Source organism: Bradyrhizobium manausense (genome assembly GCF_018131105.1).
Taxonomy (GTDB): domain Bacteria; phylum Pseudomonadota; class Alphaproteobacteria; order Rhizobiales; family Xanthobacteraceae; genus Bradyrhizobium; species Bradyrhizobium manausense_B.
Map to the genome: position 1 here is coordinate 120,151 of NZ_JAFCJI010000006.1, position 22,546 is coordinate 142,696.

General features: G+C 64.6%; 20 protein-coding genes. 14 read left to right on the plus strand and 6 right to left on the minus strand.

The annotated features are described in order from the left end of the window. Positions 1–74: 74 nt before the first annotated feature. On the plus strand, positions 75–2,474 hold the full coding sequence (locus JQ631_RS30570; RefSeq protein ID WP_212333304.1) for a bifunctional diguanylate cyclase/phosphodiesterase: 2,400 nt from the start codon (positions 75–77) through the stop codon (positions 2,472–2,474). Between the two features lie 4 nt (positions 2,475–2,478). Here the strand turns inward: JQ631_RS30570 and JQ631_RS30575 are convergent, their stop codons facing one another. Beyond that, positions 2,479–2,913, minus strand: a complete 435-nt coding sequence (locus JQ631_RS30575) for a hypothetical protein (RefSeq protein ID WP_212333305.1) — start codon at positions 2,911–2,913, stop codon at positions 2,479–2,481. A 59-nt stretch (positions 2,914–2,972) separates the two neighbouring features. Between JQ631_RS30575 and JQ631_RS30580 the strand changes: the two genes are divergently transcribed. Together JQ631_RS30580 and JQ631_RS30585 are read left to right on the plus strand one after the other, a co-directional pair. Next, positions 2,973–3,560, plus strand: a complete 588-nt coding sequence (locus tag JQ631_RS30580) for a hypothetical protein (RefSeq protein ID WP_212333306.1) — start codon at positions 2,973–2,975, stop codon at positions 3,558–3,560. Positions 3,561–3,625: 65 nt separating this feature from the next. After that, a complete protein-coding gene (locus JQ631_RS30585) occupies positions 3,626–4,225 on the plus strand; it encodes a YdcF family protein (protein ID WP_212333307.1) in 600 nt (199 codons plus the stop codon). Between the two features lie 10 nt (positions 4,226–4,235). Here JQ631_RS30585 and JQ631_RS30590 read toward each other — a convergent pair whose 3' ends face one another. After that, positions 4,236–5,579: an aminotransferase-like domain-containing protein gene (locus tag JQ631_RS30590; RefSeq protein WP_212333308.1), complete on the minus strand. Its 1,344-nt coding sequence runs from the start codon at positions 5,577–5,579 to the stop codon at positions 4,236–4,238. A 185-nt stretch (positions 5,580–5,764) separates the two neighbouring features. On the opposite strand from JQ631_RS30590, the gene JQ631_RS30595 reads away from it, so the two are divergent. Next, on the plus strand, positions 5,765–6,001 hold the full coding sequence (locus JQ631_RS30595; RefSeq protein ID WP_212333309.1) for a DUF1127 domain-containing protein: 237 nt from the start codon (positions 5,765–5,767) through the stop codon (positions 5,999–6,001). Positions 6,002–6,213: 212 nt separating this feature from the next. Here JQ631_RS30595 and JQ631_RS30600 read toward each other — a convergent pair whose 3' ends face one another. From JQ631_RS30600 to JQ631_RS30610, 3 genes are read right to left on the minus strand one after another with little or no spacing between them, the layout of a single operon-like run. Continuing rightward, a complete protein-coding gene (locus tag JQ631_RS30600) occupies positions 6,214–6,675 on the minus strand; it encodes a hypothetical protein (RefSeq protein ID WP_212333310.1) in 462 nt (153 codons plus the stop codon). Between the two features lie 15 nt (positions 6,676–6,690). Next, positions 6,691–7,116 carry a universal stress protein gene (locus tag JQ631_RS30605; RefSeq protein WP_212333311.1) on the minus strand — a complete coding sequence of 142 codons (426 nt, stop codon included), beginning with the start codon at positions 7,114–7,116 and terminating at the stop codon, positions 6,691–6,693. Between the two features lie 56 nt (positions 7,117–7,172). Continuing rightward, complete coding sequence (locus JQ631_RS30610; RefSeq protein WP_212333312.1) at positions 7,173–7,709, minus strand: SixA phosphatase family protein; 537 nt, start codon at positions 7,707–7,709, stop codon at positions 7,173–7,175. Between the two features lie 94 nt (positions 7,710–7,803). On the opposite strand from JQ631_RS30610, the gene JQ631_RS30615 reads away from it, so the two are divergent. The 9 genes from JQ631_RS30615 (at position 7,804) to JQ631_RS30655 (ending at position 21,434) form a co-directional block, all read left to right on the plus strand. Continuing rightward, positions 7,804–9,264: an NAD(P)/FAD-dependent oxidoreductase gene (locus JQ631_RS30615; RefSeq protein WP_212333313.1), complete on the plus strand. Its 1,461-nt coding sequence runs from the start codon at positions 7,804–7,806 to the stop codon at positions 9,262–9,264. Positions 9,265–9,350: 86 nt separating this feature from the next. Then, the gene (gene msrB, locus JQ631_RS30620) at positions 9,351–9,863 is read left to right on the plus strand and encodes a peptide-methionine (R)-S-oxide reductase MsrB (RefSeq protein WP_212333314.1); all 513 of its coding nucleotides are present in this window, start codon (positions 9,351–9,353) and stop codon (positions 9,861–9,863) included. Between the two features lie 191 nt (positions 9,864–10,054). Then, positions 10,055–12,361, plus strand: coding sequence for a flagellar hook-basal body complex protein (locus JQ631_RS30625; protein ID WP_212333315.1), 2,307 nt, complete (start codon positions 10,055–10,057; stop codon positions 12,359–12,361). 34 nt (positions 12,362–12,395) lie between these two features. Continuing rightward, complete coding sequence (gene flgK / locus JQ631_RS30630) at positions 12,396–14,276, plus strand: flagellar hook-associated protein FlgK (protein WP_212333316.1); 1,881 nt, start codon at positions 12,396–12,398, stop codon at positions 14,274–14,276. 18 nt (positions 14,277–14,294) lie between these two features. Further along, on the plus strand, positions 14,295–16,208 hold the full coding sequence (locus tag JQ631_RS30635; protein WP_212333319.1) for a flagellin family protein: 1,914 nt from the start codon (positions 14,295–14,297) through the stop codon (positions 16,206–16,208). Positions 16,209–16,279: 71 nt separating this feature from the next. Continuing rightward, positions 16,280–17,062 (plus strand): hypothetical protein, encoded by a 783-nt coding sequence (locus JQ631_RS30640; RefSeq protein ID WP_212333322.1) that lies wholly within the window; start codon positions 16,280–16,282, stop codon positions 17,060–17,062. Between the two features lie 10 nt (positions 17,063–17,072). Next, the gene (locus JQ631_RS30645) at positions 17,073–18,674 is read left to right on the plus strand and encodes a hypothetical protein (RefSeq protein WP_212333325.1); all 1,602 of its coding nucleotides are present in this window, start codon (positions 17,073–17,075) and stop codon (positions 18,672–18,674) included. Positions 18,675–18,693: 19 nt separating this feature from the next. Further along, positions 18,694–19,941 carry an ATP-grasp domain-containing protein gene (locus tag JQ631_RS30650; RefSeq protein ID WP_212333327.1) on the plus strand — a complete coding sequence of 416 codons (1,248 nt, stop codon included), beginning with the start codon at positions 18,694–18,696 and terminating at the stop codon, positions 19,939–19,941. Then, the gene (locus JQ631_RS30655; protein WP_212333329.1) at positions 19,938–21,434 is read left to right on the plus strand and encodes a pyridoxal phosphate-dependent decarboxylase family protein; all 1,497 of its coding nucleotides are present in this window, start codon (positions 19,938–19,940) and stop codon (positions 21,432–21,434) included. The genes JQ631_RS30650 and JQ631_RS30655 overlap by 4 nt, the downstream gene beginning before the upstream one ends. A gap of 72 nt (positions 21,435–21,506) precedes the next feature. On the opposite strand, the gene flbT is transcribed toward JQ631_RS30655, so the two are convergent. Continuing rightward, positions 21,507–21,947: a flagellar biosynthesis repressor FlbT gene (gene flbT, locus JQ631_RS30660; RefSeq protein ID WP_212333332.1), complete on the minus strand. Its 441-nt coding sequence runs from the start codon at positions 21,945–21,947 to the stop codon at positions 21,507–21,509. Between the two features lie 319 nt (positions 21,948–22,266). Between flbT and JQ631_RS30665 the strand changes: the two genes are divergently transcribed. Continuing rightward, positions 22,267–22,546, plus strand: a 280-nt coding sequence (locus tag JQ631_RS30665; RefSeq protein ID WP_491018475.1) for a flagellin N-terminal helical domain-containing protein, incomplete at its 3' end; no start/stop codon positions are given.

Consider the following 22,546-nt stretch of genomic DNA (forward strand, 5'->3'; position numbering starts at 1 on the left):
GCTAACCGCCGCATAGCCAGTTACCGACTGTCCACCTCTGCCGGTTCTAGTGCCCGATGGAATAGGGGCCGGCAATGTATCAAGTTCTGTTTTGTCTTACGGACCAGCACGATTGGCGTCTGGTCGCACTCGGTGGCGCGGTGTGCCTTCTCGCGAGCGCGGCGGCGATCAGCCTGTTCCACAGGGCGCGTGCGACGAACGGCGGTGCTCGCCTCGTATGGATCACGCTCGATGCCGTCGTGGCTGGCTGCGGAATCTGGGCAACACATTTCATCGCCATGCAGGCCTACGGTCCGGGCGCCGGTGGTGCCTACAATATCCCCGTGACGATCCTCTCGCTGATCTTTGCAATCGCGGTGACCTTCATCGGTCTCAGCATCTCGGTTTCGACGACGCGCGGAATTCTGATCGCGCTCGGCGGGGCCGTCGTTGGCGGCGGTGTCGCAGCGATGCATTACACCGGCATGATGGCGTTCGAGATTCCTGCCCATGTCGGCTGGGCCACCGGAACCGTGACGCTCTCGATCCTGCTCGGCATCATCTTCGGATCGTGCGCGCTGTTCGTCGCAGGACGAGGCGACAGCCTGTCCAACGCACTTGGCGCGACGGTCCTGTTGACGGTTGCCATCGTCTCGCACCATTTCACCGCGATGGGCGCACTGGAACTGACGCCTGATCCGACGCTTGCGATTGACGGCCTTTCGATCCCGCCGGCATCGTTGTCCATCATGACCGCCGGTGCGGCTGTGGCCATTCTCGCTATCGCACTTGTGGCGGCCGTGCTCGACCGTCGCGCCAAGGGCGAGATCGGGCGCCAGCAGGTTGTGCTCGACACCGCGCTCGAGAACATGTCGCAGGGACTGTGCATGTTCGATGCCGAGGGCAAGATCATTCTGTTCAACGAACGCTATGCGGCGATGCTCCGCCGCTCCGACATGCAGCTTACGGGGCGCGTGTTGATCGAGGTTCTCCGCGAGGAGGCGGCGAAGGGACAGTGGACTGGCGATCCCGAGCAGTTCTTCGCGCGCCTCGTCGGGGATGCCCGGGAAGGACGTACGACGACGGATGTCATTCGCCGGTTCGATCGCTCGATCCGCGTCGTCAACCAGCCGATGCAGGGCGGCGGTTGGGTCGCCACCTTCGAGGACATCACCGAATGGCTGGAGGCGCAGGCCAGGATCTCGCACATGGCGCGCCATGACGCGCTGACCAATCTGCCGAATCGCGTGCTGTTCCACGAGCAGCTCGAACAGGGATTGCGCCGGGCAGCGTCGGACGACCAACTCGCGGTGCTCTGCCTCGACCTCGATCATTTCAAGGATATCAACGACTCGCTTGGCCATCCGATTGGCGATGCACTGCTGAAGGAGGTCGGTCGCAGGCTGAAGGCGACCGTCGGAGAGCACGACACTGTCGCCCGTCTCGGCGGCGACGAGTTCGCCGTTGTCCAGATCGGCCGGTCGGAAGAGGCTGCTGCGCGAGCGCTCGCCGGCCGCCTCGTCGAGGTGATCTCCGCGCCTTACGAGATCGACGACCACCAGATCGTGATCGGCGTCTCCATCGGCATCTCGCTTTCACCGCAGGACGGCAGCAATCCCGACGAGCTCTTGAAGAACGCCGACCTCGCGCTGTACCGCGCCAAAGCTGATGGCCGCGGCACCTACCGCTTCTTCGAGACCGGCATGGATGCCCGCGCGCAGGCGCGGCGCCTCCTGGAAATGGATCTGCGGGCGGCGCTTCAGCGCAGCGAGTTCCAGCCCTATTATCAGCCGATCCGCGATGTCGCCAGCGACCGCGTCGTCGCCTTCGAGGCGCTGATGCGCTGGAATCATCCGCAGCGCGGCCTGATCTCGCCGCTCAACTTCATTCCGCTCGCCGAGGAGACCGGACTCATCGTGCAACTCGGCGAAATCGTGTTGCATAGTGCCTGTGCGGATGCCGCGACCTGGCCCGTTGACATCGGGGTCGCCGTCAACCTGTCGCCGGTGCAGTTCAAGAATCCGAACCTGATCACATCGGTGACCGAGGCGCTGGAGAAATCGGGGCTCGCGGCGAACAGGCTCGAGCTCGAGATCACCGAATCCGTGCTGCTCCAGAACAGCGAAGCGACGTTGACCACGTTGCACGATCTGCGCGCCATGGGCGTGCGCATCTCGCTCGATGATTTCGGCACCGGCTATTCGTCGCTGAGCTACCTGCGCAGCTTCCCCTTCGACAAAATCAAGATCGACCGCTCCTTCGTGTCAGAGCTCGCCACGCGCGAGGATTCGGTGGCGATCATCCGCGCCGTGACCGGCCTTGGCCGCAGCCTCGGCATCGTCACCACGGCGGAGGGCGTCGAGAACGACGCGCAGCTCGAGCTGCTGAGGCGCGAAGGTTGCACCCAGGCGCAAGGCTATCTGTTCAGCCAGCCGCGGCCGGCCTCCGATGTCGCGATGATGCTGGACCGGCCGCGACTGCGCGCTTCGGCTTGAGGAGTTAGCCGCGGCGCAGCGCGAAATGCGCGCCGCAAAACGCCATCACGGCGCCGAGGCAAAGCGCCGCGAGACCCGCGAGCACGCCGGAGACGGTCGGGATCGGGCTCGGCGCCGAAGCTGCCTGTCCGGCGCCGGCAAGCAGCAGCACGCCGACCGCGATCAGGAATTGGCGCATCCTCTGCGGGATCTGGCCGGAGACGGCGCTTTGCATCAACGACGCCGTGAAATAGCCGCCCGAGAATCCGACGGTCGCGATCAGCCACCAGGCGATCGCAGCACCGGTCGGCATGAATTCGTGCGTGTCGGAGCGCCAGAGGCCGCCGAGGTCGAGCCCATAGCGCGCGCCCAGCATGTGCACCGCGAGCGCGAGCAGCACGCCCGCGATCATGGCGGCTCCGAGAATCAGGCGGCGCGGAAAATAGATCGTCTCAGCCATGCCCCGCTTGTAGGATGGGGAAGGGCGATCGCGCAAGCGGATCGCAGATGGGATTGAGCATGCAGGTGTTGGACGGGCAGGGCGGATCGGTCACGGGCTATGCCTACAAGGCGTCGCTGATCGGCTCGGCGCATCGCTTCGAGCTCACCGAGGACGGATTGTCCTGGCACATTGCCGGCCGTTCCGGCCTCTGGCGCTATGACGAAATCAGTGCAATCAGGCTGTCGTTCCGTCCGGTCTCGATGCAGCAGCATCGCTTTCGCGCCGATGTCAGTCGCGCCAGTGGCGGTCGAATCGCGATCCTGTCGACGAGCTGGCAGACCGCGGCGCTGATGGCGCCACAGGACAATGGCTTTCGCGACTTCATCGTCGAGCTTCACGCGCGGATGGCGAAGGCCGGCAGCCGCGCCACGCTGACCGCCGGCCTCGGCCGCAACACCTATGCCGCAGTGCTGGCGTTCCTGGCGCTGCTGGCGGTGGCGATGGCGGGACTATTGATCCGCGCGCTGATGATCGGTGAATTCGCCGGCGTGCTGTTCATCCTCGGCTTTGCCGCGCTGTTCGTCTGGCAGGTCGGCGGTTTCGTCCGGCGCAACCAGCCGCGCCGCTACACCTTCGACCAGTTGCCCCGGTCCTTGCTGCCGTAGCGCCTGCAATCGGCCGCAATCAAACGTGACTTCGCAGTCGCGCGCCGGTCCCGCATCGTGATGCGATGACAGTCACGGACCACGCTAGGCGCCTGCCGACGGCGGACGAGATCGCCGAGATCAATCGCACCCATCTGATCGATACGCCGCTTCAGCCGGCCGATCTGCTGTTCCTGTTCGGTACCCGCGAGGACGTTGCGCTCCGTGTCGCGACCGCGGCGCGGCTCTGGCGCGAGGGCTATTTCCGCTGGTCGATTGTCAGCGGCGGTGTCACGGCCGGCTCGGAGCAATCCGAGTGCATGATCATCAAGGCGGCGATGGTCGCGGCAGGCATTCCGGCGGACCGGATTCTCGAAGAGCATCGTGCGATGAACACCGGTGAGAACGTGATCTTCTCGCTGCCGGTCATCGATGCGGCGCTGGGACTGCACAACATCCGCAGCGTGATTTGCCTCGGCAACACCTGGACGGCGCGACGTTATCCGATGACGCTGCACCGGCACTGGCCGGAAGTGACGAAGCTGCTGCTCACCGTCGACAGTTTTGCGACGCCGCGCACGCTTTGGCATACCGACGCCGAGTTTCGTCGTCGGATCCTGCACGAATGGGACAAGATCGAGCCATACAGGGCGAAGAATTTTATCGCGGATTGGCCGGAGCGCTGACGGAGAGGAATTACTCCGTCGAGTCGAAATCTTCCTCCTTGGTGCCGAGCAGCGAGACGAGCGTGCGCAGCCCGGAATCGAGTTGCTCAAACGAGGGTGGGGCGAGCGCGAGTCGCACCGCGTTCGGCGCGTGGCCATGCGCGACCGCGAAGGTCGAGGACGGCGTCAGCGCAATGCCGCGCCGCGCGGCCGCGGCAACGAATGTCTGCGAGCGCCAGTGCGGCGGCAGCGTCAACCAGAGATGATAGGAGCGCGCGTCGGCGGCAATCTGGTAACCGGCGAGCAGCCGTGCTGCGGTCTGCTGGCGCCGCGCGGCGTCGATGCGCTTCAGTCGCGTCAGCTCGGCGACGGTGCCGTCGGCCATCAACCGCTGCCCGGATGCGAGCGCGTGGCCCGACGCGACCCAGCCACCGGTGCGAACGGCGCTCATCATGCTTTCGCGCAGATGAGGCGGTGCAACGAGAATGCCGAGCGCGAGACCAGGTGCAACCTTCTTGGACAGACTATCGAGCACGATGCAGCGGTCCGGCCCGAGCGCGGCGAGCGGCGTGTCGTCGGCGAGGAAGCCGTAGACGGTGTCTTCGATGATGGTGAGATCGAGCTTCTCTGCGACGCGCATGATGTCGGTGCGTCGCGTCGCGTTCATGGTGACGCCGAGCGGATTCTGGATGATGGGCTGGAGATACAACGCCGACAGATGCGCTTCGCGATGCGCTTTCTGGATCGCGTCGGGTCGGGCGCCATGTTCGTCCATCGGGATCGGCACCAGCGTGATGCCGAGCCGCGCGGCGATGCTCTTGACGTAAGGATAGGTGAGCGCCTCGACACCGCAGCGGCCACCGGTCGGAACGAGCGCGGCGAGTGCGGCCGCGAGCGATTGCTTGCCGTTCGCGGTGAATACGATCTGCTCGGCCTGCGGCGCAAAGTCCTTGCGCGCGAGATAGGCGGCCGCCGCATTGCGCGCGCTCTTGGTGCCGGTGCTGGTCGAGGTGCGCAGCACGGCTTCGAGCGCATCGACGCGCTCGAGCCCGGCGAGGCTCTTGGCGATCATCGCCCATTGCTGCGGCAGCAGCGGATAATTCACCTCGAAATCGATGCGCGCATCGCGCGGCTCGCTGACGATCTCGACCTCGCGCCTGATGTCGCCGGAGATGAAGGTGCCGCGGCCGACCTCGCCGACCACGAGCCCGCGGCGCAACAGCTCCGTATAAACACGGCTCGCGGTCGAGACCGCAATGCCACGGTCATAGGCAAAATTACGCTGCGGCGGCAGGCGGTCGCCGGCCCTTAACGTGCCATTAGAGATATCCGCGGCAATGGCATCCGCGAGCTTCACGTACTCGAACTTGGACATTATTGCACCGAGAGCAATGTTTTCCTTGCTCCGAGCAATGTACTGGAGCATTTAAGTTCCATCAAGGTCCACGATTGAGCCGAGGAAAGCGAGAGCAATCCGACGGCAAATGAGGTGCAGGCGCTGAGAGCGTTTGCGTCAACGGCATCCGTATCGCCGCGTGGCCACAAGGCCGGAGAAGAAAAATGAACACGATCTCGCAAACTGCCGGGCAGAGTTTACGCCCATCCTCGTCGAGCGGATTTCTTGCCACGCTCGTCAACGCCGCCTACGCCCTGTTCGACCGCCTGGAGCGCCGCTCCGCCGTCAAGACGCTGAACGAGCTCGACGACCGCGCCCTGCGCGACATCGGCATCCATCGCAGCCAGATCGAAGACGCCGTCTACGGCCAGTTCAAGGCCGAGCTGACGCGGTATCTGTGAGCGTCTTCGCCCTTGTCCCGGACGCGCCGCAACGCGCGAGCGTTGTTGCGCAGCGTCCGGGGCACGAGACCTGAATTTCCGGGCGCGACTGCCTCCACATCGTCATGCGAGCGTAGCGAAGCAATCCAGACAACCTCTGCGGAAAGACCCTGGATTGCTTCGCTGCGCTCGCAATGACTAGTTGGTGATAGCCCAGACTCACACCGCCGCGATTAGGCCAACGCGAACTGGCCCCACACGCCGCCATGGGCTCGATCGTTCTCGGGCTCGCTAGGTTTGCGGCGAGGCCTCGTTGGAGCACCACGCTGGCGCCCATGCCCGACATCGAAGCGGCGCATCCGCGCAACAACATTGTCGGCTAGCGCCGCGATGCGCGCAGTCGCCTGTTTGACGACAAACAAGATCGTGCTGATGCGACTGAGCACGCCGATCAGGAACAGCACCGAGAAGATGTCGATATAGGCGAGGAAGTCGCCGATCAGCATCAGCTCCGGCGGGATCGGGATGCTGTGATAGTAGGCCCCGATGAGGATGACGACGGGGATGAAGGCGATGACCTTCCGCAGCGTCAGCCTGTCGAGGATCGCAGCGAGTTGCACGACCAGCACCTCCCACAGCGCATCACCGATTGCGAGCGGGACCTCGTAGGTCCATCTCCGCCACCATTGCTTCACGACATTGCTCCGAGGTCAGTGCCTGACCACCAGCACCGAGCACTTGGCGTAACGCACCACATGCCCGGCATTCGAGCCGAGGAAATAGGTGCGCATCGCGGGCCGGTGCGAGGTCATCACGATCAGATCGGCCTTCATGTGCACGGCTTCCTCCAGGATCTCGTGGTAGATGCCGCCCTGGCGGACCACGCTCGAGATGTGGGAGGCTTCGATGCCGGATTCGCGCGCGACGATGGCGAGCGCCTCTTCCGAGGTCTGGCGCTGCTGTTCGTCGAAATCGGCCGGGACATATTCGGCCAGCATCACCGGCGTCATCGGCAGCACGTTGAGCAGGCGGATCGATCCGTTCCAGTTCTGCGACAGCGTCGTCGCGGTCGCGATTGCAGGCTTGGCAAGGTCGGTATCGGCGAGGTCGATGGGCACGAGAATGGACTTGAACATCTGCGCCTCCCTAATGATCAAGCTGGATCAACCTGACGAGACGGCGCCCGCGCGTCTCATCCCAGTCGAAGCAACTTGGGGCTGACGAACAGCACCAGTTTGCCGCGGCGGTAGGCCACGTCACCCCAATCCTTGACGTCAAAGTCCAGGATCGCAAGCCCCGCTGTGGGAAGATTGTCGGCGAGCGCCTTTGCGCCCGCCGGATCGCCGCCGCCCATCAGCATCAAGGCCGCCTCGTGCATGCCCGGATTGTGCCCGACCAACAAAAGTTGCTTCGGGTTGGCCGGCACGGTTGCAGTGCGAATGGTTTCGAGGACCTGCGCGGGGTCGGCGCCGTAGAGTTCCGGCAGGATTTCGACTTCAGGTGCTGCGACGCGGTCCTTCATCGCCTGCCAGGCGATGTCCCAGGTCTGCCGAGCGCGGACGGCATGCGACACCAGCACCGTCTCGGGGACGGGCGGATGGTTGGCGATCCAGTCGCCGATCTCGGCGGCATCCCGCCGGCCGCGGTCGTCGAGCCGGCGGTCCTGGTCACGGCCGCTCGGCGCGTCGGTCTCGGTCTTGGCGTGACGCAGCAGCATCAAACGGCGCATTGGGATTCTCGAATCGTTCCGTGTCCAGAATAATCTACAGGCGCCGGTCGAGGACAAGGTGACAAGCGCCGGTTCGATATTTTAAGAAAACGACATGAGCGAGACTTTCACAAGCGTGTCCCAGGAAGAAGCCGGCGTTCCTGAGCGTGTCCGGCTGTCGTTCGATCTTGATGCCGACATTTGCGTGATCGGGGCAGGGCTTGCCGGCCTTTCCATTGCGCTCGAGGCGGCCCGGCTCGGGGCCAGCGTCGCGGTGCTCGAGGGGCGCCATATCGGCTGGAACGCCTCCGGCAACCAGCTCGGCACCGTGACGCCGGGCTTCGCACTGCCGCTCACCGAGCTGATCGAGCGCATCGGCTTCGAGGATGCCAGCGAGTTGTGGACGCTCTCCAAGGAGGGGGCCGACTTCATCCGGGCCAACGCCACCGAAGAGAACATGCCAGGCATCGGCCTCACCGACGGCGTACTGGAGGTCTCCAATGTCGATACCGGCGACCGGCTGATCAGCCGGCTCCAGATGCTGAACGAGGATTTCGACACCGAGGCAGAGGGCTGGCAGGTCGACCGCGTCCGCGCGGCGCTGAAGACCGATCGTTACTTCCACGGCGTCTACTATCCCAAAGCGTTCCAGGTCGACGGCCGCAAATATGTGCATGGCCTCGCCGCGTTGGCGCGGCGCGCGGGCGCCCGCATCTTCGAGGACACGCCGGTCGTCAGCATCGATCATTCCGGTATCCGCAAGCGCATCGTTACCCCGTCGGCGCGGCTGCGCGCGACGCACATCGTGCTCGCCGGCAACATCCATCTCGGCGCGCCGCTGCGGCGGCTGTCGGAGACGCTGCTGCCGGTGTGGCGTTATGCGGGCATCACCGCGCCGCTCGGCGAGCGCGTGCACGAGATCGTCGGCTTCAAGGGATCGGTGATGGATTCCGACGGCGTCGATCATTTCCGCATCGTCGATGGCGACCGCCTGATGTGGGAGAGCCCGGAGACGACCTGGGCTGCGCGGCCGCAGCGCTTTGCAGGTCCCGTGAAACGGCGGATCCGGTCGATCTTCCCCCAGCTCGGCAATGTCGAGATATCGGAGACATTCGGCGGTGCCACCGGCCAGACCGTGCACGGCATGCCGCAGATCGGCGAGTTGCGCAAAGGCCTGTGGGTCGCGAGCGGGTTCGGCCGCCAGGGCATGAACACGTCGGCCATGGCTGGGCAGCTGATCGCGCGCAGCATCCTGCGGGGCGAGGAGCGCTGGAAGCTGTTCTCGCCGTTCGAGCTGGTCTGGGCCGGCGGCACCACCGGACGGGTCGCGGGCCAATTGGTCGGCGTGTGGGGCAGGGCGAGTTCCGCCGCCGCCGGGTCGCTTGCCCGCTACCGCGAGCGGGTGCGGATGAAGGATCGGGAACGCGAGGCGCGGTTGGCCGAGGCCAACAGGGCCGCCGGCACCGGCCAGCGCCGGCCGTCCTCAGGGGTTCGACCGCGGATGGCCGCGCCGCCGCATCCGCCTGCGCCGGCGGAAGCGGAACCGGCCACCCAGGAGCAGGGCGTCTCGCAATAAGTTGAGAAAAATCCCGCCCGGAAGTGTAACGTCGGCCGTTAGAGCCCGTATCTCAGGGCGTGGACTTTCTGCGCACGGAGAATGAGATGTTTGACCGCCGCATCCTGTTGACGACAGTCGCCGGCCTGTTCGGCCTTTCGGCCTTCCGCTGGCTGAGAGCAACCCCGGCCCGGGCTGGAGAGAAGGCCGCCGGGAAGTTCGAGATCGAGAAGACGGACGCTGAGTGGCGCGCCCAGCTCACGCCGCAGCAATATGAGATTCTGCGCAAGGAAGGAACCGAACGGCCGGGCACCAGCCCGCTGCTCAAGGAGCATCGCAAGGGCACCTTCGCCTGCGCCGGCTGCGACCTGCCGGTGTTCGCGTCGGAGACCAAGTTCGAGAGCGGCACCGGATGGCCGAGCTTCTACCAGCCGATCGAGGGCAATGTCGGCAAAACCGAGGATCGCACCTTCGGCATGGTGCGTACCGAGGTGCACTGCCGACGCTGCGGTGGCCATCTCGGCCACGTCTTCGACGACGGTCCGAAGCCGACCGGATTGCGCTACTGCATCGACGGTTTCGGGCTGGTCTTCCACCCCGCGTCGCCGTCGGCGACCTAAGGCGTTATTTGACGCGTTTTCCCGGCAATTGTTGCCGGTCCGGCAATTATGCCCCGGTCGCCTGACCGGGGCATGTCTATTTAAGTCATTGATTTCCTGAGAATACCCGCATTGGCATAGCCCTTGCGACTGTCTCCCCGACTGCGGCCATAAGTCGACCCGCCGCCGAGATCGGATTTGGAGACAAAGTTATGGGTATCTTCGATGCAATGAACACCTCGGTGGGTGGCCTGCAGGCGCAGTCCTACGCGCTTCAGAACATCTCGGGCAACATCGCGAACTCGTCCACCACCGGCTACAAGGGCATCGGGACCAGCTTCGAGGATCTCATCCCCGACGCCTCCGTGCCGAGCAAGCAGGTGGCCGGCGGCGTCACCGCGCACGCGCAGGCGACCATCACCACCCAGGGCACGATCTCGTCCTCAACGGTTGCCACCAACATGGCGATCACCGGCGACGGCTTCTTCTCGGTGCAGAAGGCAAGCGGCGTGGTCGACAACGTGCCGGTGTTCGACGGCGTCTCCTATTACACCCGCCGCGGCGACTTCCAGGTCAACGCCAACGGCAACCTCGTCAACGGCGCCGGCTATTATCTGATGGGCGTTGCGGTCGATCCCAAGACCGGCAACCCGACCGGCAGCGTGCCGACCGTGCTGCAATTCCAGAACAACTTCGTCCCGGCGCAGGCAACCACTTCGATCCAGTACGCGGCGAACCTTCCGACCCAGCCGAATACGGTGGCGAGTTCGACCGCAGCAACCGGTTCGCTGCTGGCCTCCGGCGGCCTCAATCCGTCGGACTATTCGGCGAACCCGCTGGCGATCGGCACGCCGCCCGCGCCCTACACCAACGCGACGGTCTCTGGCGCTGCGGCTACCGGCAATCTGCGCTCGGCCTATACGTCCACGACCGGGACGAGTTCGGTCGCGTTGCAGGACAGCGCTTCGGCGGCTGCGTCGACAACGACCTCGCTCGATCCTTCGGCGACACCCCATCTCGCCACGAGCATTCTCAATGCGCTCGCCAACGGCACGACGGGTACGACGCTGACCATCACCGGCGTCGGCGGTACCCCCCACACGATCACCTTCGATCCCAACGTCACCACCGTGACGACTGCCAGTGGCAACACCACGATCGGTGTGAAATCGGGCAGCGCCGCGCAGGTAACCGACATCCTGAATGCGATAGCGACGGCGGCCGGCATCCCCGCCAGCAGCGTCACCATGACTGCCAGCGGCAATATCCAGATCGCCAGCGGCACCTCCGCTGACATACAGGTCACCAGCGGCGCGGCAGCCACTGCGCTCGGCCTCAGCACGGTGACGCGCGGTGGCAACGTGCTGTCGACGCCTGCGATCACCGGCTCGACCGTGTTGAGCGGCACCGCCACTGCTGGCAACGCGGAAGTGCTGTCGACGGGATTTCAGGCCGGCGACGTCATCTATGTCGACGGCACGACCTCGGGTCAGACGCTGACGTTCGTGGCGTCGGGTGCCTCCGGGCCGAACCAGATCAACATCACCGATAACATCACGACCCTGCTCGGCAAGATCGACGGACTGAGCGGAGCCACGGGTTCCTCGATCTCCAACGGCGTGATCACGCTGAACACAGGCACGGCCAAGGATCTCACGCTTGCCGTGGGTGGATCGTCCACCGCCAGCGCGGCTTTCGCCGCACTTGGCTTCACGTCCTCGATCAGCAAGAACCGTGACGGCGGCGGTACCGCCGGCACCGGCACCGTGATCGGCAACGACATCGCCACTTTCACCAAGGAATCGATCAGCGGCGGCGCCGTGACCGCATACAACGCGGCGGGCACGCCCGTGAACCTGCAATTGCGCTGGGCCAAGACCGACAGCGCTTCGCTCGGCACCGGACATACCGATAGCTGGAACCTTTTCTATCAGACCGATCCGAACGCGACCGGCTCGACGGTCGGCTGGGTCAATACCGGCCAGACCTTCACCTTCGCCAGCGACGGCTCGCTCACGACGCCGAGCGGCTCGGGAATCACCATCCCGAACGTCAGTGTCAGCGGGCAATCGCTCGGCTCGGTCGCCTTCAACATCTCCTCGGGCGGCCTGACCCAATATGCGAGCACCAGCGGCGCGGTGACCATCAACACCATCACGCAGAACGGCTACGCCGCCGGTCAGCTTCGTTCGGTCTCCGTCAACAACAACGGCATCGTGGTCGGCACCTTCTCCAACGGCCAGAACCTCGACCTCGCCCAGGTGACGCTGTCGCACTTCAACGGCACCAACTATTTGAAGGCGATGGACGGCGGCGCCTACGCCGTGACCGACCAGTCGGGTCCGGCGATCGCCGGCGCATCGGGCACCATCAGCGGTTCGTCGCTGGAAGGATCCAACACCGACATCGCCGACGAGTTCACCAAGCTGATCGTGACCCAGCAGGCCTATTCGGCCAACACCAAGGTGATCACGACGGCGAACTCGATGGTGCAGGACCTCCTGAACGTGTTGCGCTGATCGGCGCGTGACGTAACCAAAGGCGGCTAGTAAAATGGGTTTGAGTTCAGCCCTTGCCAGTGCGATGAGCGGTCTGCGTGCCAACCAGGCTGCGCTCTCGATCGTCTCGTCGAACGTCGCAAACTCGCAGACGCCGGGTTACGTCGCCCAGACGCCGAACCAGATCGAAGTCACCACCGGCGATTTCGGCTCGACGGCGAAGACGACAGGCGTCAGCCGCGAGATCGACAGCTATGTGCAGAACCAGCTGCGCACCGAGACCGGTGGCAGCGGCTACGCCGACCAGATGGCCAACATTCTGAAGCAGCTTCAGAGTGTGTATGGCACGCCCGGCAACAGCGGCACGCTCGAAACCGCGCTGAACAATTTCACGTCTTCGCTCCAGGCGTTGTCGACAAGCGCCGGCTCCTCGTCGGCGCAGACGGTCGCGGTCGGTGCGGCACAGGCGCTGGCGACCCAGCTCAACGTCACCACCAGAGGCATCCAGTCGCTGCGCTCCAATGTCGAGCAGGATCTCGGCACTTCGGCACAGGCCGCCAACGCGGCAATGAACCAGATCGCCGACATCAACACCAAGATCCAGGGCCTGGCCTCGAACGATCCGTCCGCAGCGACCCTGATGGATCAGCGCGACCAGGCCATCAATACTTTGTCGAAATATGTCGACGTTCGCGTCACCACCGACGGATCGAACCAGGCCAACATCTACACCACCACCGGCATCCAGCTCGTTGGCGCGGGGCTCGCCTCGCAATTCACCTTTGCGTCTAGCGGCGCGCTGTCGGCGACCTCCCTCTACAACACCGATCCGGCAAAGTCCGGGGTGGGCGCACTCAACATTAGGCTCCCGAACGGCTCGTCGATCGACGTCGCCGGCAACAACGTTGTCTCTTCCGGCCAGATCGCGGCCGACCTGAAGCTGCGCGACCAGACGCTGGTGCAGGCGCAGAATCAGGTCGACCAGCTCGCCGCAACGATGTCGAGCGCGCTGTCCGACAAGACCACGGCGGGCAGCACCGTCTCCGGTCCGCCCGCGGGCTTCGACATCGATCTCGCCGGGGCCCAGCCGGGCAATACCGTCAACCTGACCTACACGGACGCCACCAACACGCAGCGCCAGATCACGCTGGTGAACGTGACCGATCCGGCTGCGCTGCCGCTCCAGAACGCCACCAATGCGAATCCGATGCAGATCGGAGTCAATTTCTCCGGCGGAATGGGTGCGATTGCGTCTGCGCTCAACACGGCCTTATCCGGCGCGCACCTGACCTTCTCCGCCGCTCCGTCGCCGGCGACCGCGACGACGCTGCGGGTCACGGACGACAACACTGGCCTCGCCAGGGTCAACTCGGCGACGAGCACCAAGACGATCTCGTCGCTGACCTCGGGCAGCCCGCAACTGCCGCTGTTCACCGACGGCAGCACGGCGCTCTACACCGGAGCCATCACGGCGTCGGGCTCGCAGATGACCGGCCTTGCCGGCCGCATCTCGGTCAATCCGTCGCTGGTCACTGACCCGAGCAAGCTGTCGATCTACAGCACCTCGCCGGTGACGCCCACCGGCGACACCACGCGCTCGGACTATCTCTACTCGCAGCTCACCAACACGGTGTTTTCCTATTCGCCGCAGACCGGTCTCGGCTCGGCCAATCAACCGTTCAGCGGCAGCGTCTCCAACTTCCTGCAGCAGTTCCTGAGCGTACAGGCCAACGCCTCGACCCAGGCGACCGCGCTCCAGCAGGGCCAGAGCGTCGTGGTGTCGACGCTCCAGGCCAAGTTCAACTCGACCTCCAGCGTCAATCTGGACTCGGAGATGTCGAACCTGATCCAGCTTCAGAATGCCTACGCCGCCAACGCCCACGTGATGTCGGTGGTGCAGAGCATGATGAATACGTTGATCCAGGCTCAAGGGTAATCAGTAGGGCTCTGAAACATGTCGATCAGCAGCATCAATTACGGTTCGTCGGTCCTCGGCGCGCAGATCCGCAACATCAACCAGCAGCTTACCGACCTGTCGACGCAGCTCTCGACCGGCAAGCTGTCGCAGAACTATTCCGGCATGGGGACCAACGAAGGCTTTGCGATCGCCTCGCGCGCGCAGCTTTCGAATATCGCCGCCTATACCGACACGATGACGAACGTCAACGTCAACATCAACCTCGCCAACACCGCGCTGCAGTCGCTGACGACGATTCGCAACACGGTGCAGACGGGTTCCGCCACCAGCTCGCAGGACCTCAATGTCAACGGCCAGACGGTGGCACAGAACACCGCCGCCGCACAGTTCGGCTCGATGGTCGGCGTGCTCAACACGCAGTCGGGCAACCGCTATCTGTTCTCCGGCACGGCCTACAACACGCAATCGGTCGCCAACGCCGGCGACATCATCAACGGCACCACGACGCAGGCGGGCCTGAAGACCGTCATGGCCGAGCGCCAGGCCGCCGACCTCGGCGCCAACGGCATGGGTCGGCTGGTGCAGTCGCAGCCGACCACGACTTCGGTGCAGGTGGCGGAAGACAGCGCGGCATCGCCGTTCGGATTGAAGATTTCTGCGGTCTCATCGACGCTCACGGGTGCGACGGTCACGGGTCCGAGTGGCTCGCCGGTGTCGTTCTCGGTGAATATCGGTGCCACGCCCCCCAGTAACGGCGACAAGTTTAGTGTTCAGTTCACGCTGCCTGACGGTTCGACCGAGCAGATCGACCTGACCGCGTCCACGGCGACGCCGACGCCGGTCGGCAGCTTTGCGATCGACACCGGCAATCCCACTGCCGTTCCGCCGGTTGCCCCCAACCCCGTCACCACGGCGACGAATCTCAACACCGCGCTGAACACCGCGATCACGAAGCTGGCCAACACTTCGCTGGTGGCGGCATCGGCCGTCACCGCCGGCGACAACTTCTTCAACACCGATAGCTCGGCGATCGGCGCTGCCAAGACCAACCAGGCGAGCCCGGCCGCACCGATCAGCGGCACCACCGCGCTGTCGGGCACGGCGCCCTCGGACTCGATTGCGCCGGGCTTCTCCGCCGGCGACAGCATCACCGTCAACGGCACCACGCTGAGCTTCGTCGCTTCGGGCGCGACCGGTAACCAGCTCAACGTCACTGACAGCATCCAGACCCTGATGAGCAAGATCGACGCCATCACGGGGACCTCGCGGCCGTCAACGATCCATGGCGGCTCGATCACTATCAACACCGACGATGCCGCGAGCCTGAGCATCTCGGGCTCGACGCCGGGGGCGACGGCGGCGCTCGGCGCGCTCGGTTTCAGCACAACGCCAATCACGGCGACACAGCCGCCACTCCGCGTCGGCTCCTCGCCGGCGAGCTCGGCGACGACGCTGGTGAACGGCTCGGCCACGACCGTGAAGTGGTACACTGGCAACGACGGTCCGGGCTCGGCGCGCTCGACTGCGGTGGCGCGGGTCGACGATTCCGTCACGGTGCAATATGGCGCCCAGGCCGATGAGGACGCGATCCGCAAGCAGTTGCAGGCCGTCGCCGTCTACGGCACGTTCTCGACCTCGCCGACCGGTCAATACTCGGGCGGCGCGGTCGCGGCGCTGAGCCTGCGCACCACGCAGGCGCTGACGCCGCAGGCCGGGCAGCAGAAGATCGAGGACATCCAGACCGACATCGCGATGGCCCAGAACACGATGAAGGACGCGAGCACGCGCCAGACCCAGGCCAAGGCGCAGCTTCAGAACATCGTCGACCAGGCGGAATCGGCATCGCCCGACCAGGTGGCGAGCGAGATCCTGTCGCTTCAGAACGCGCTCCAGGCGTCCTACCAGACGACTGCAAACCTCGCGCAGCTCTCGCTGGTCAAGTTCCTGTAAGGGCGCATTAAGGCGCCGTTAACCATGCCTCTTTACCTCTTGGTGAGGATTTGGGGCACGCGGAGCCGTCAATGTCGGACAAGATGCAACTGGTGGTGGCGACACCCTGTTTCGGCGGGCAGGTGTCGAGCATTTACGCAAGCTCGATCTTCGCGCTCCAGCGCGCCGTGCACGGCATGTCCAATCTCGGGCTCAAGGTGCTGCTGCGCGACGGCGATGCGCTGATCACCCGCGCAAGGGCTAATCTGGTCGCGATGTTTCTCGATGATCCCGACGCGACGCATTTCCTGTTCATCGACGCTGATATCGGCTTCAAGCCCGAGCAGGTGTTCCGCCTGATCGAATGCGGCGCCGACGTCGTCGCCGGCTGCTATCCGATCAAGCGGGTCAACTGGGACAAGGCGAGGCGGGCGATCCAGGCGGGGCGGAGCGACGTCACGGCGGCTTCGCTCGACTACGTGCTCGAGATCGAGGACCCTGATCGCATCGTGGTGGTCAACGGGTTCACCCGCGTGCGCTACGCCGGCACCGGCTTCCTGATGATCCGCCGCCAGGCGCTGGAGGCGATGTGCCGCCATCCGGATTATGCCAACCTCCAGTTCTTCCGTGAGCACTCGCACGACACGCTCGTCACGAGCCCGAACCGTTTCGCGCTGTTCGAATGCATGATCGATCCGGCGACCGGCACCTATCTCTCCGAAGACTTCGCCTTCTGCAAGCGCTGGACCGATATCGGCGGCGAGATCTGGGCCGACATCCAGAGCTCACTCGACCACGTCGGCCCGTCGGTGTTTCACGGCGATATCGCCTCGCAATTCGCAGCCGCGCCCGCGGCGGCGGCCGACGCGGCGTGAGCCCGTCGGGATGAGCATCGGCGCATCCCAGCCCTTAGACAACGAGCGCGCGTCCGAGAGCGGCTCGCGCTATCGCCTGCGCGATCTCTTCACGCCGCTGGATACGCTGCTCGTCTCCGGCGGCGATGGGCGGCTGGCGCTCGACCTGAAAGAGCGCGTCAATGCCTATGGCTGTACGCCGTCACCCGAGCCCGAGATCTGGAATTTCGCGTCGTCGACGGCGTCGACGATCTCGCAGGCCGCCTATGACCGCGCCGCGCTGGCGCGCGAGGAGCTGGTCCACAAATCGCTGTTCGACGAGGTCGAGATCGCCTTCGACCGGCGCTGCGAAGACATGCGCGATGAATTGCGCGGACACTTCCAGCTTCCGCCACGTGTCGATGTCGTGTTCTCGCCATCGGGCACGGACTCCCAGCTCCATGCCTTGTTTCTGGCCCGGGCCGTGCTCGGCGCGCCGCCGGTCACGATCGTGGTCGGGGCCGACCAGACCGGCAGCGGCACGGTGAATACTGCGCGCGGTCACCATTTCAGCACGATGACGGCGAGCGGCGTTGCGGTGCGCAAGGACGCAGCGATGGCGGGTCTCGCCGGCGACAGCATTGCGGTGCCGCTGCTTGACGCCACATCCGGCCACTCGATGCGCGCTGACGCGGATGCGGCGGTCATGCGTGCTATCGAGCGCAGCCTCGCGCAAGGCCGGCGGGTTCTGTTGCAGATCATGGATTCGTCAAAGCTAGGCTGGCGTGCGCCGAGTGCCCTCTGTCTCGATGAGATCACGCGGCGCTGGCCGCGCAAGGTTCAGATCGTCGTCGATGCCTGCCAGGCCCGGCTCGGCCGCCGGCGGCTGCGCTCCTATCTCGATCGCGGCTACATGGTGCTGACGTCTGGCTCGAAGTTCTTCGGCGGGCCCGCCTTCAGCGGTGCGCTGCTGGTGCCAAAAGGCCTGTCACGGGCCCTCGACCGCATCGAAGGAATCGCGCCTGATTTCTTTGACTATGCAGGCCGCTGCGACTGGCCGATGAATTGGACGGCGCTGCGCTCGCGCTTCGAACGCCGCCCGAATTTCGGCCAGTGGCTGCGCTGGGAAGCGGCGCTGAGCGAGATCGGCAGTTACTATGCCGTGCCCGGTGCGTTCCGTGCCGCGGCAATGACCGAACTCGCGAAAGGCATCGAAAGCAGGCTCACGCTGTCACCGTGGCTGCGCGCCGTATCGGCGCCCCTCGGCACCGCCGATGCCGATGATGAAGAATTCATGCAACGTTCGATCTTTCCGTTCACGCTGCTGCGCGACGGAAAACCGGTACCCATCGTCGACACCAGCGCCGTTTATCGTGCGTTGGCGCGCGACATGAGCGATGACATCAGCGGCTCGGCGGATCGGCAGATCGCCGCGCAACGTTGTCTCATCGGTCAGCCCGTGCGACTGGAGCGACCCAACGGCGCGCCGCAGGCCGCGTTGCGGCTATGTGTCGGCGCGCGGCTGATTACCGAGGCCTGGTCGACCGATGGCGCGCAAGCGCAACGCAATGTGCAGCTCATCCTCGATCGCATCGCCCATGTCCTGGTGAAGATCGAACTGCTGCTTGACCGTAATGCCGCCGTGCCGGCGTAGTCCGTATTCGAGGTGTAAGATGTTGCATCCGCTTGCCGCGCCTGACTATGCCGACCGCATCGGCTTTGCGCATTTGACGCGCCAGGCCTTTGAGGGCGTTGACCTGCACCCGTTGCGCGAGCAGCTGCTGGCGCGGATCGCGGAGGGAACGGCGCAGGCGGGCGAGGGCCTGGATCTGTCGCTGATCGCTCAGCTGATGGGCGAGAAGGAAACAGGACTCGTGATTCAATCCGAGGTGCTTTCCTTCCATCAGCTGTTTCGCACGCCCGCCGCCGTGCCAAAGCCGGGCTTGCGCGTGCTCGCGCTCGCAGCGGACATCGACATGGGCGGCAATACGCCGATCGAATTTTTGCTGGAAGGCTCCGACATCGAGCTGCTGACGCTCTATGTGACCAAGGGAACGGGCCTGCCGGAAGCGTTGCCCGAGCACGACGTCGCCATCGTGGTCGCATCCGATTCCGAGGAATGCCGCGAAGCGCTTGCGTTGATCGAAAAGGCCGCGCCGCACTGGCCGCGGCCGCTGCTCAATCGCCCCGAGTTGATCGGAAATCTTGATCGCGACAAACTGTTCCGGTTGCTCGCTGACATCCCCGGTCTCGACATTCCCGTGACCGCCAATGCGACGCGTGCGCAATTGACGGCTCTCTCGGAAGGAAGGATCGCCTGCGCGGAGATCACGAGTGAATTGCACTTTCCGATGATCGTGCGACCGCGCGGCACGCATGCCGGCGTCGGGCTTGCGAAGGTTGACGATGCGGCGGCGCTGGCTGCCTATCTCGCCGAGCGGCAGGAGCAGGACTTTTTCGTCGCGCGCTTCGTCAATTACGCGAGCCACGACGGCCTCTATCGCAAGGTCCGGCTCACGATGGTCGATGGCAGGCCCTATGCCTGCCACATGGCGATCGCCGATCGCTGGGACATCTGGTATCTCAACGCCTACATGGCGTTCAGCGAAGAGAAGCGCGCCGAAGAAGCCGTCTTCATGCAAGACTTCGATCGCGCCTTCGCCGCGCGCCACAAGCACGCGCTCGACGAAATGAGCCGCCGCGTCGGGCTCGATTATTTCATCGTCGATTGCGCCGAGAACCAGAGCGGTGAATTGCTGGTGTTCGAAGCCGACAACACTGCTGTCGTGCACAACATGGATTCGCCAATCGTATTCCCATACAAGCCGCCGCAGATGCGCAAGATCTTTGCCGCATTCACTGCGATGCTGTCGCGGCATGCCAAGGGGACTGCAAAGTCGGATGCGGGAAGCGCAGCATGAACGAGATCGTCCGCAGAACGCAAGTCAACGTGACGACGGGATCGCTGGATCCGCAGGACTGGGGTGAGTTTCGCGCACTCGCCCATCGCATGCTGGATGAGGCAATCGACGGCATCGCCAATGTCCGCGCGCGTCCGGTCTGGCAGCCGATTCCCGACGAGGTTCGCGCCGCGGTTCGAAGCGACGTGCCGCGCGAGACAGCCGATCTTGCGGAGGTCTATCGCGAATTCTCCGAGCACGTCGCACCTTACGCGACCGGCAACGTTCATCCCGGCTTCATGGGTTGGGTGCACGGCGGCGGCACTGCTGTCGGCATGGTTGCGGAGATGCTCGCGGCGGGCCTCAATGCCAATCTTGGCGGACGCGATCACATGCCGATCGAGATCGAGCGTCAGATCGTCGAATGGATGCGCGACCTGTTCGGCTTTCCGCAAGGAGTGAGCGGCATCTTCGTCACCGGTACGTCGATGGCCAATCTGATGGCGGTGCTGGTGGCGCGAACGAACGCGCTCGGCGCGCTGGCGCGGCAGCTCGGTATCGGCAACGACGGTGCGCTGCTCACGGCCTATGCGTCGAAGGCCGCGCATGGCTGCATCTCGCGAGCGATGGACATCGCCGGGTTCGGCACTGATGCACTGCGCAAGATCGACGTCGATGCCGATCATCGCATCGACGTCGCCGCGCTGCGCGCGCAGATCGCCGTTGATCGCGAAATCGGCTTCAGGCCGTTCCTGGTTGCGGCGTCCGCGGGCACCGTCGACATCGGCGCGATCGACGATCTCAGGGCGATCGCGGAGCTGTGCCGCGAAGAGGGAATCTGGTTTCACGTCGACGGGGCCTTCGGTGCGCTCGCGATTCTTTCGCCGGAGCTTGCGCCACTGCTCGACGGCATCGAGCTTGTGGATTCGATCGCGCTCGACTTCCACAAATGGGGGCAGGTGCCTTACGACGCCGGCTTCCTGCTGGTGCGCGACGGCGAACAGCATCGGCAGGCCTTTGTGCAGCCGGCGGCCTATCTCAGCCGCGAGGCGAGGGGGCTCGCGGCCGGCGCTGTCTGGCCCTGCGATCTCGGCCCCGACCTGTCGCGCGGCTTCCGCGCGCTGAAGACTTGGTTCACGCTGAAGACGTTCGGCACCGACCGGCTGGGTACGGTGATCGCGCGAAGCTGCGCGCTCGCAAAATATCTGGAGACGCGCGTGCTCGCCGATCCGCGGCTCGAGCTGCTCGCGCCGGTCAATCTCAACATCGTCTGCTTCCGCTACCGCGCCGGCGACGCGGTCAATCGCGAGATCGTCGCCGACATCCAGGAGTCCGGTATTGCCGCGCCGTCGGGCACGACGCTGGACGGCAAATTCGCGATCCGTGCCGCGATCGTCAATCATCGCACGGCGGAGGCGGATATCGATGCGCTGGTGTCGGCCGTGATCAGGTTCGGTGCGGAGCGGACCGGCGGATTGATCGAGGTCGAAGCGCCGCCGCTTGTGACGGCGTGAAATGTCATTGGCTGAAACGACAACGGCCCCGGAGATGATCCGGGGCCGTTGTCGTTGAGACGGGAGCGCTGATCAGGCAGCCGTGCTCACGTCGGTCTTGTCCGCCTCATTCTTGGGATGAGTGGCCTCGAACTGCTCACGCAGCTTGTCTTCGTAGGCAATCAGCTTGCGGGCATCCTTGAGGGCCCGGTAGAGATCGCCGCTCATGATGTTGTTGTTGACGCTTTCGATGATCGGCCAGGCGCTGGGCACCGCGGTGATGATGTCACGCACCAGGTTGAAGTAGGTGCCGTGCTGGCTCTGCGGATCCGGCGAGATGTACATCAGCTGGACCGCCAGATAGACGAGCTTGGCGGGCGTATCCGCGGTCTCGGGCGTGAGGATGTCGCGCTCGCGCAGGATCGGCACGTTCTCGCCGTCGATCAGAAGGCGGGCGCGCTGGTCGGTATTGGTAATGACGCAGTTGCCGACGATGATGCGTTCGTGCGGCCTGAGCTCGACCTTGAGGGCCATTGCCTGTTCTCCATCAACGCTTTCGTAACCCAAGCGCGTGTTGTGGCGGGTCAGGGTGCAATACTCCATCAACATTAGTTAACGAGTTGTGAATCCGGGCCGTCGGCGCGGAAAAGCCCAGTAATTTCAATGTTGAAAGCGGCGGGCGGCGCTGCGCCGCCGCTGCACTGATTGCCCGAATCACGCCGCGACTCAGCGAAAGCACGGATTTCACTTCATGCTTCGTTAGATTCTCGGGGCCACGGTCCGCCGGTCGCTGGGTCGATCAATATCCCAGGACGCGTAACAGTAGCGTCGTTTACCAGAAAGGTAACACCCAATGTCCGGTATCGTTCTTTCCGCATCGGTTCGTCAGAACCTGCTCTCCCTCCAGTCCACCGCTGATCTTCTCGCCACCACACAGAACCGTCTGTCGACCGGCAAGAGCGTCAACTCGGCTCTGGACAATCCGACCAACTTCTTCACGGCCCAGTCGCTCGACAACCGCGCCAGCGACATCAACAACCTCCTCGACAACATCGGCAACGGCGTGCAGGTGCTGCAGGCTGCCAACACCGGCATCACCTCGCTGCAGAAGCTCGTCGACTCCGCCAAGTCGA

What these genes read in the sequence shown, in the direction of transcription:
- JQ631_RS30580 (WP_212333306.1), top strand. Translation starts at nt 2,973, where the DNA reads ATGCAGGTGTTGGACGGGCAGGGCGGATCGGTCACGGGCTATGCCTAC.
- JQ631_RS30650 (WP_212333327.1), top strand. Translation starts at nt 18,694, where the DNA reads ATGTTGCATCCGCTTGCCGCGCCTGACTATGCCGACCGCATCGGCTTT.
- JQ631_RS30625 (WP_212333315.1), top strand. Translation starts at nt 10,055, where the DNA reads ATGGGTATCTTCGATGCAATGAACACCTCGGTGGGTGGCCTGCAGGCG.
- flgK (WP_212333316.1), top strand. Translation starts at nt 12,396, where the DNA reads ATGGGTTTGAGTTCAGCCCTTGCCAGTGCGATGAGCGGTCTGCGTGCC.
- JQ631_RS30610 (WP_212333312.1), bottom strand. Translation starts at nt 7,709, where the DNA reads ATGCGCCGTTTGATGCTGCTGCGTCACGCCAAGACCGAGACCGACGCG.
- JQ631_RS30655 (WP_212333329.1), top strand. Translation starts at nt 19,938, where the DNA reads ATGAACGAGATCGTCCGCAGAACGCAAGTCAACGTGACGACGGGATCG.
- JQ631_RS30590 (WP_212333308.1), bottom strand. Translation starts at nt 5,579, where the DNA reads ATGTCCAAGTTCGAGTACGTGAAGCTCGCGGATGCCATTGCCGCGGAT.
- flbT (WP_212333332.1), bottom strand. Translation starts at nt 21,947, where the DNA reads ATGGCCCTCAAGGTCGAGCTCAGGCCGCACGAACGCATCATCGTCGGC.
- JQ631_RS30585 (WP_212333307.1), top strand. Translation starts at nt 3,626, where the DNA reads ATGACAGTCACGGACCACGCTAGGCGCCTGCCGACGGCGGACGAGATC.
- msrB (WP_212333314.1), top strand. Translation starts at nt 9,351, where the DNA reads ATGTTTGACCGCCGCATCCTGTTGACGACAGTCGCCGGCCTGTTCGGC.
- JQ631_RS30635 (WP_212333319.1), top strand. Translation starts at nt 14,295, where the DNA reads ATGTCGATCAGCAGCATCAATTACGGTTCGTCGGTCCTCGGCGCGCAG.
- JQ631_RS30570 (WP_212333304.1), top strand. Translation starts at nt 75, where the DNA reads ATGTATCAAGTTCTGTTTTGTCTTACGGACCAGCACGATTGGCGTCTG.
- JQ631_RS30645 (WP_212333325.1), top strand. Translation starts at nt 17,073, where the DNA reads ATGAGCATCGGCGCATCCCAGCCCTTAGACAACGAGCGCGCGTCCGAG.
- JQ631_RS30605 (WP_212333311.1), bottom strand. Translation starts at nt 7,116, where the DNA reads ATGTTCAAGTCCATTCTCGTGCCCATCGACCTCGCCGATACCGACCTT.
- JQ631_RS30595 (WP_212333309.1), top strand. Translation starts at nt 5,765, where the DNA reads ATGAACACGATCTCGCAAACTGCCGGGCAGAGTTTACGCCCATCCTCG.
- JQ631_RS30575 (WP_212333305.1), bottom strand. Translation starts at nt 2,913, where the DNA reads ATGGCTGAGACGATCTATTTTCCGCGCCGCCTGATTCTCGGAGCCGCC.
- JQ631_RS30615 (WP_212333313.1), top strand. Translation starts at nt 7,804, where the DNA reads ATGAGCGAGACTTTCACAAGCGTGTCCCAGGAAGAAGCCGGCGTTCCT.
- JQ631_RS30640 (WP_212333322.1), top strand. Translation starts at nt 16,280, where the DNA reads ATGTCGGACAAGATGCAACTGGTGGTGGCGACACCCTGTTTCGGCGGG.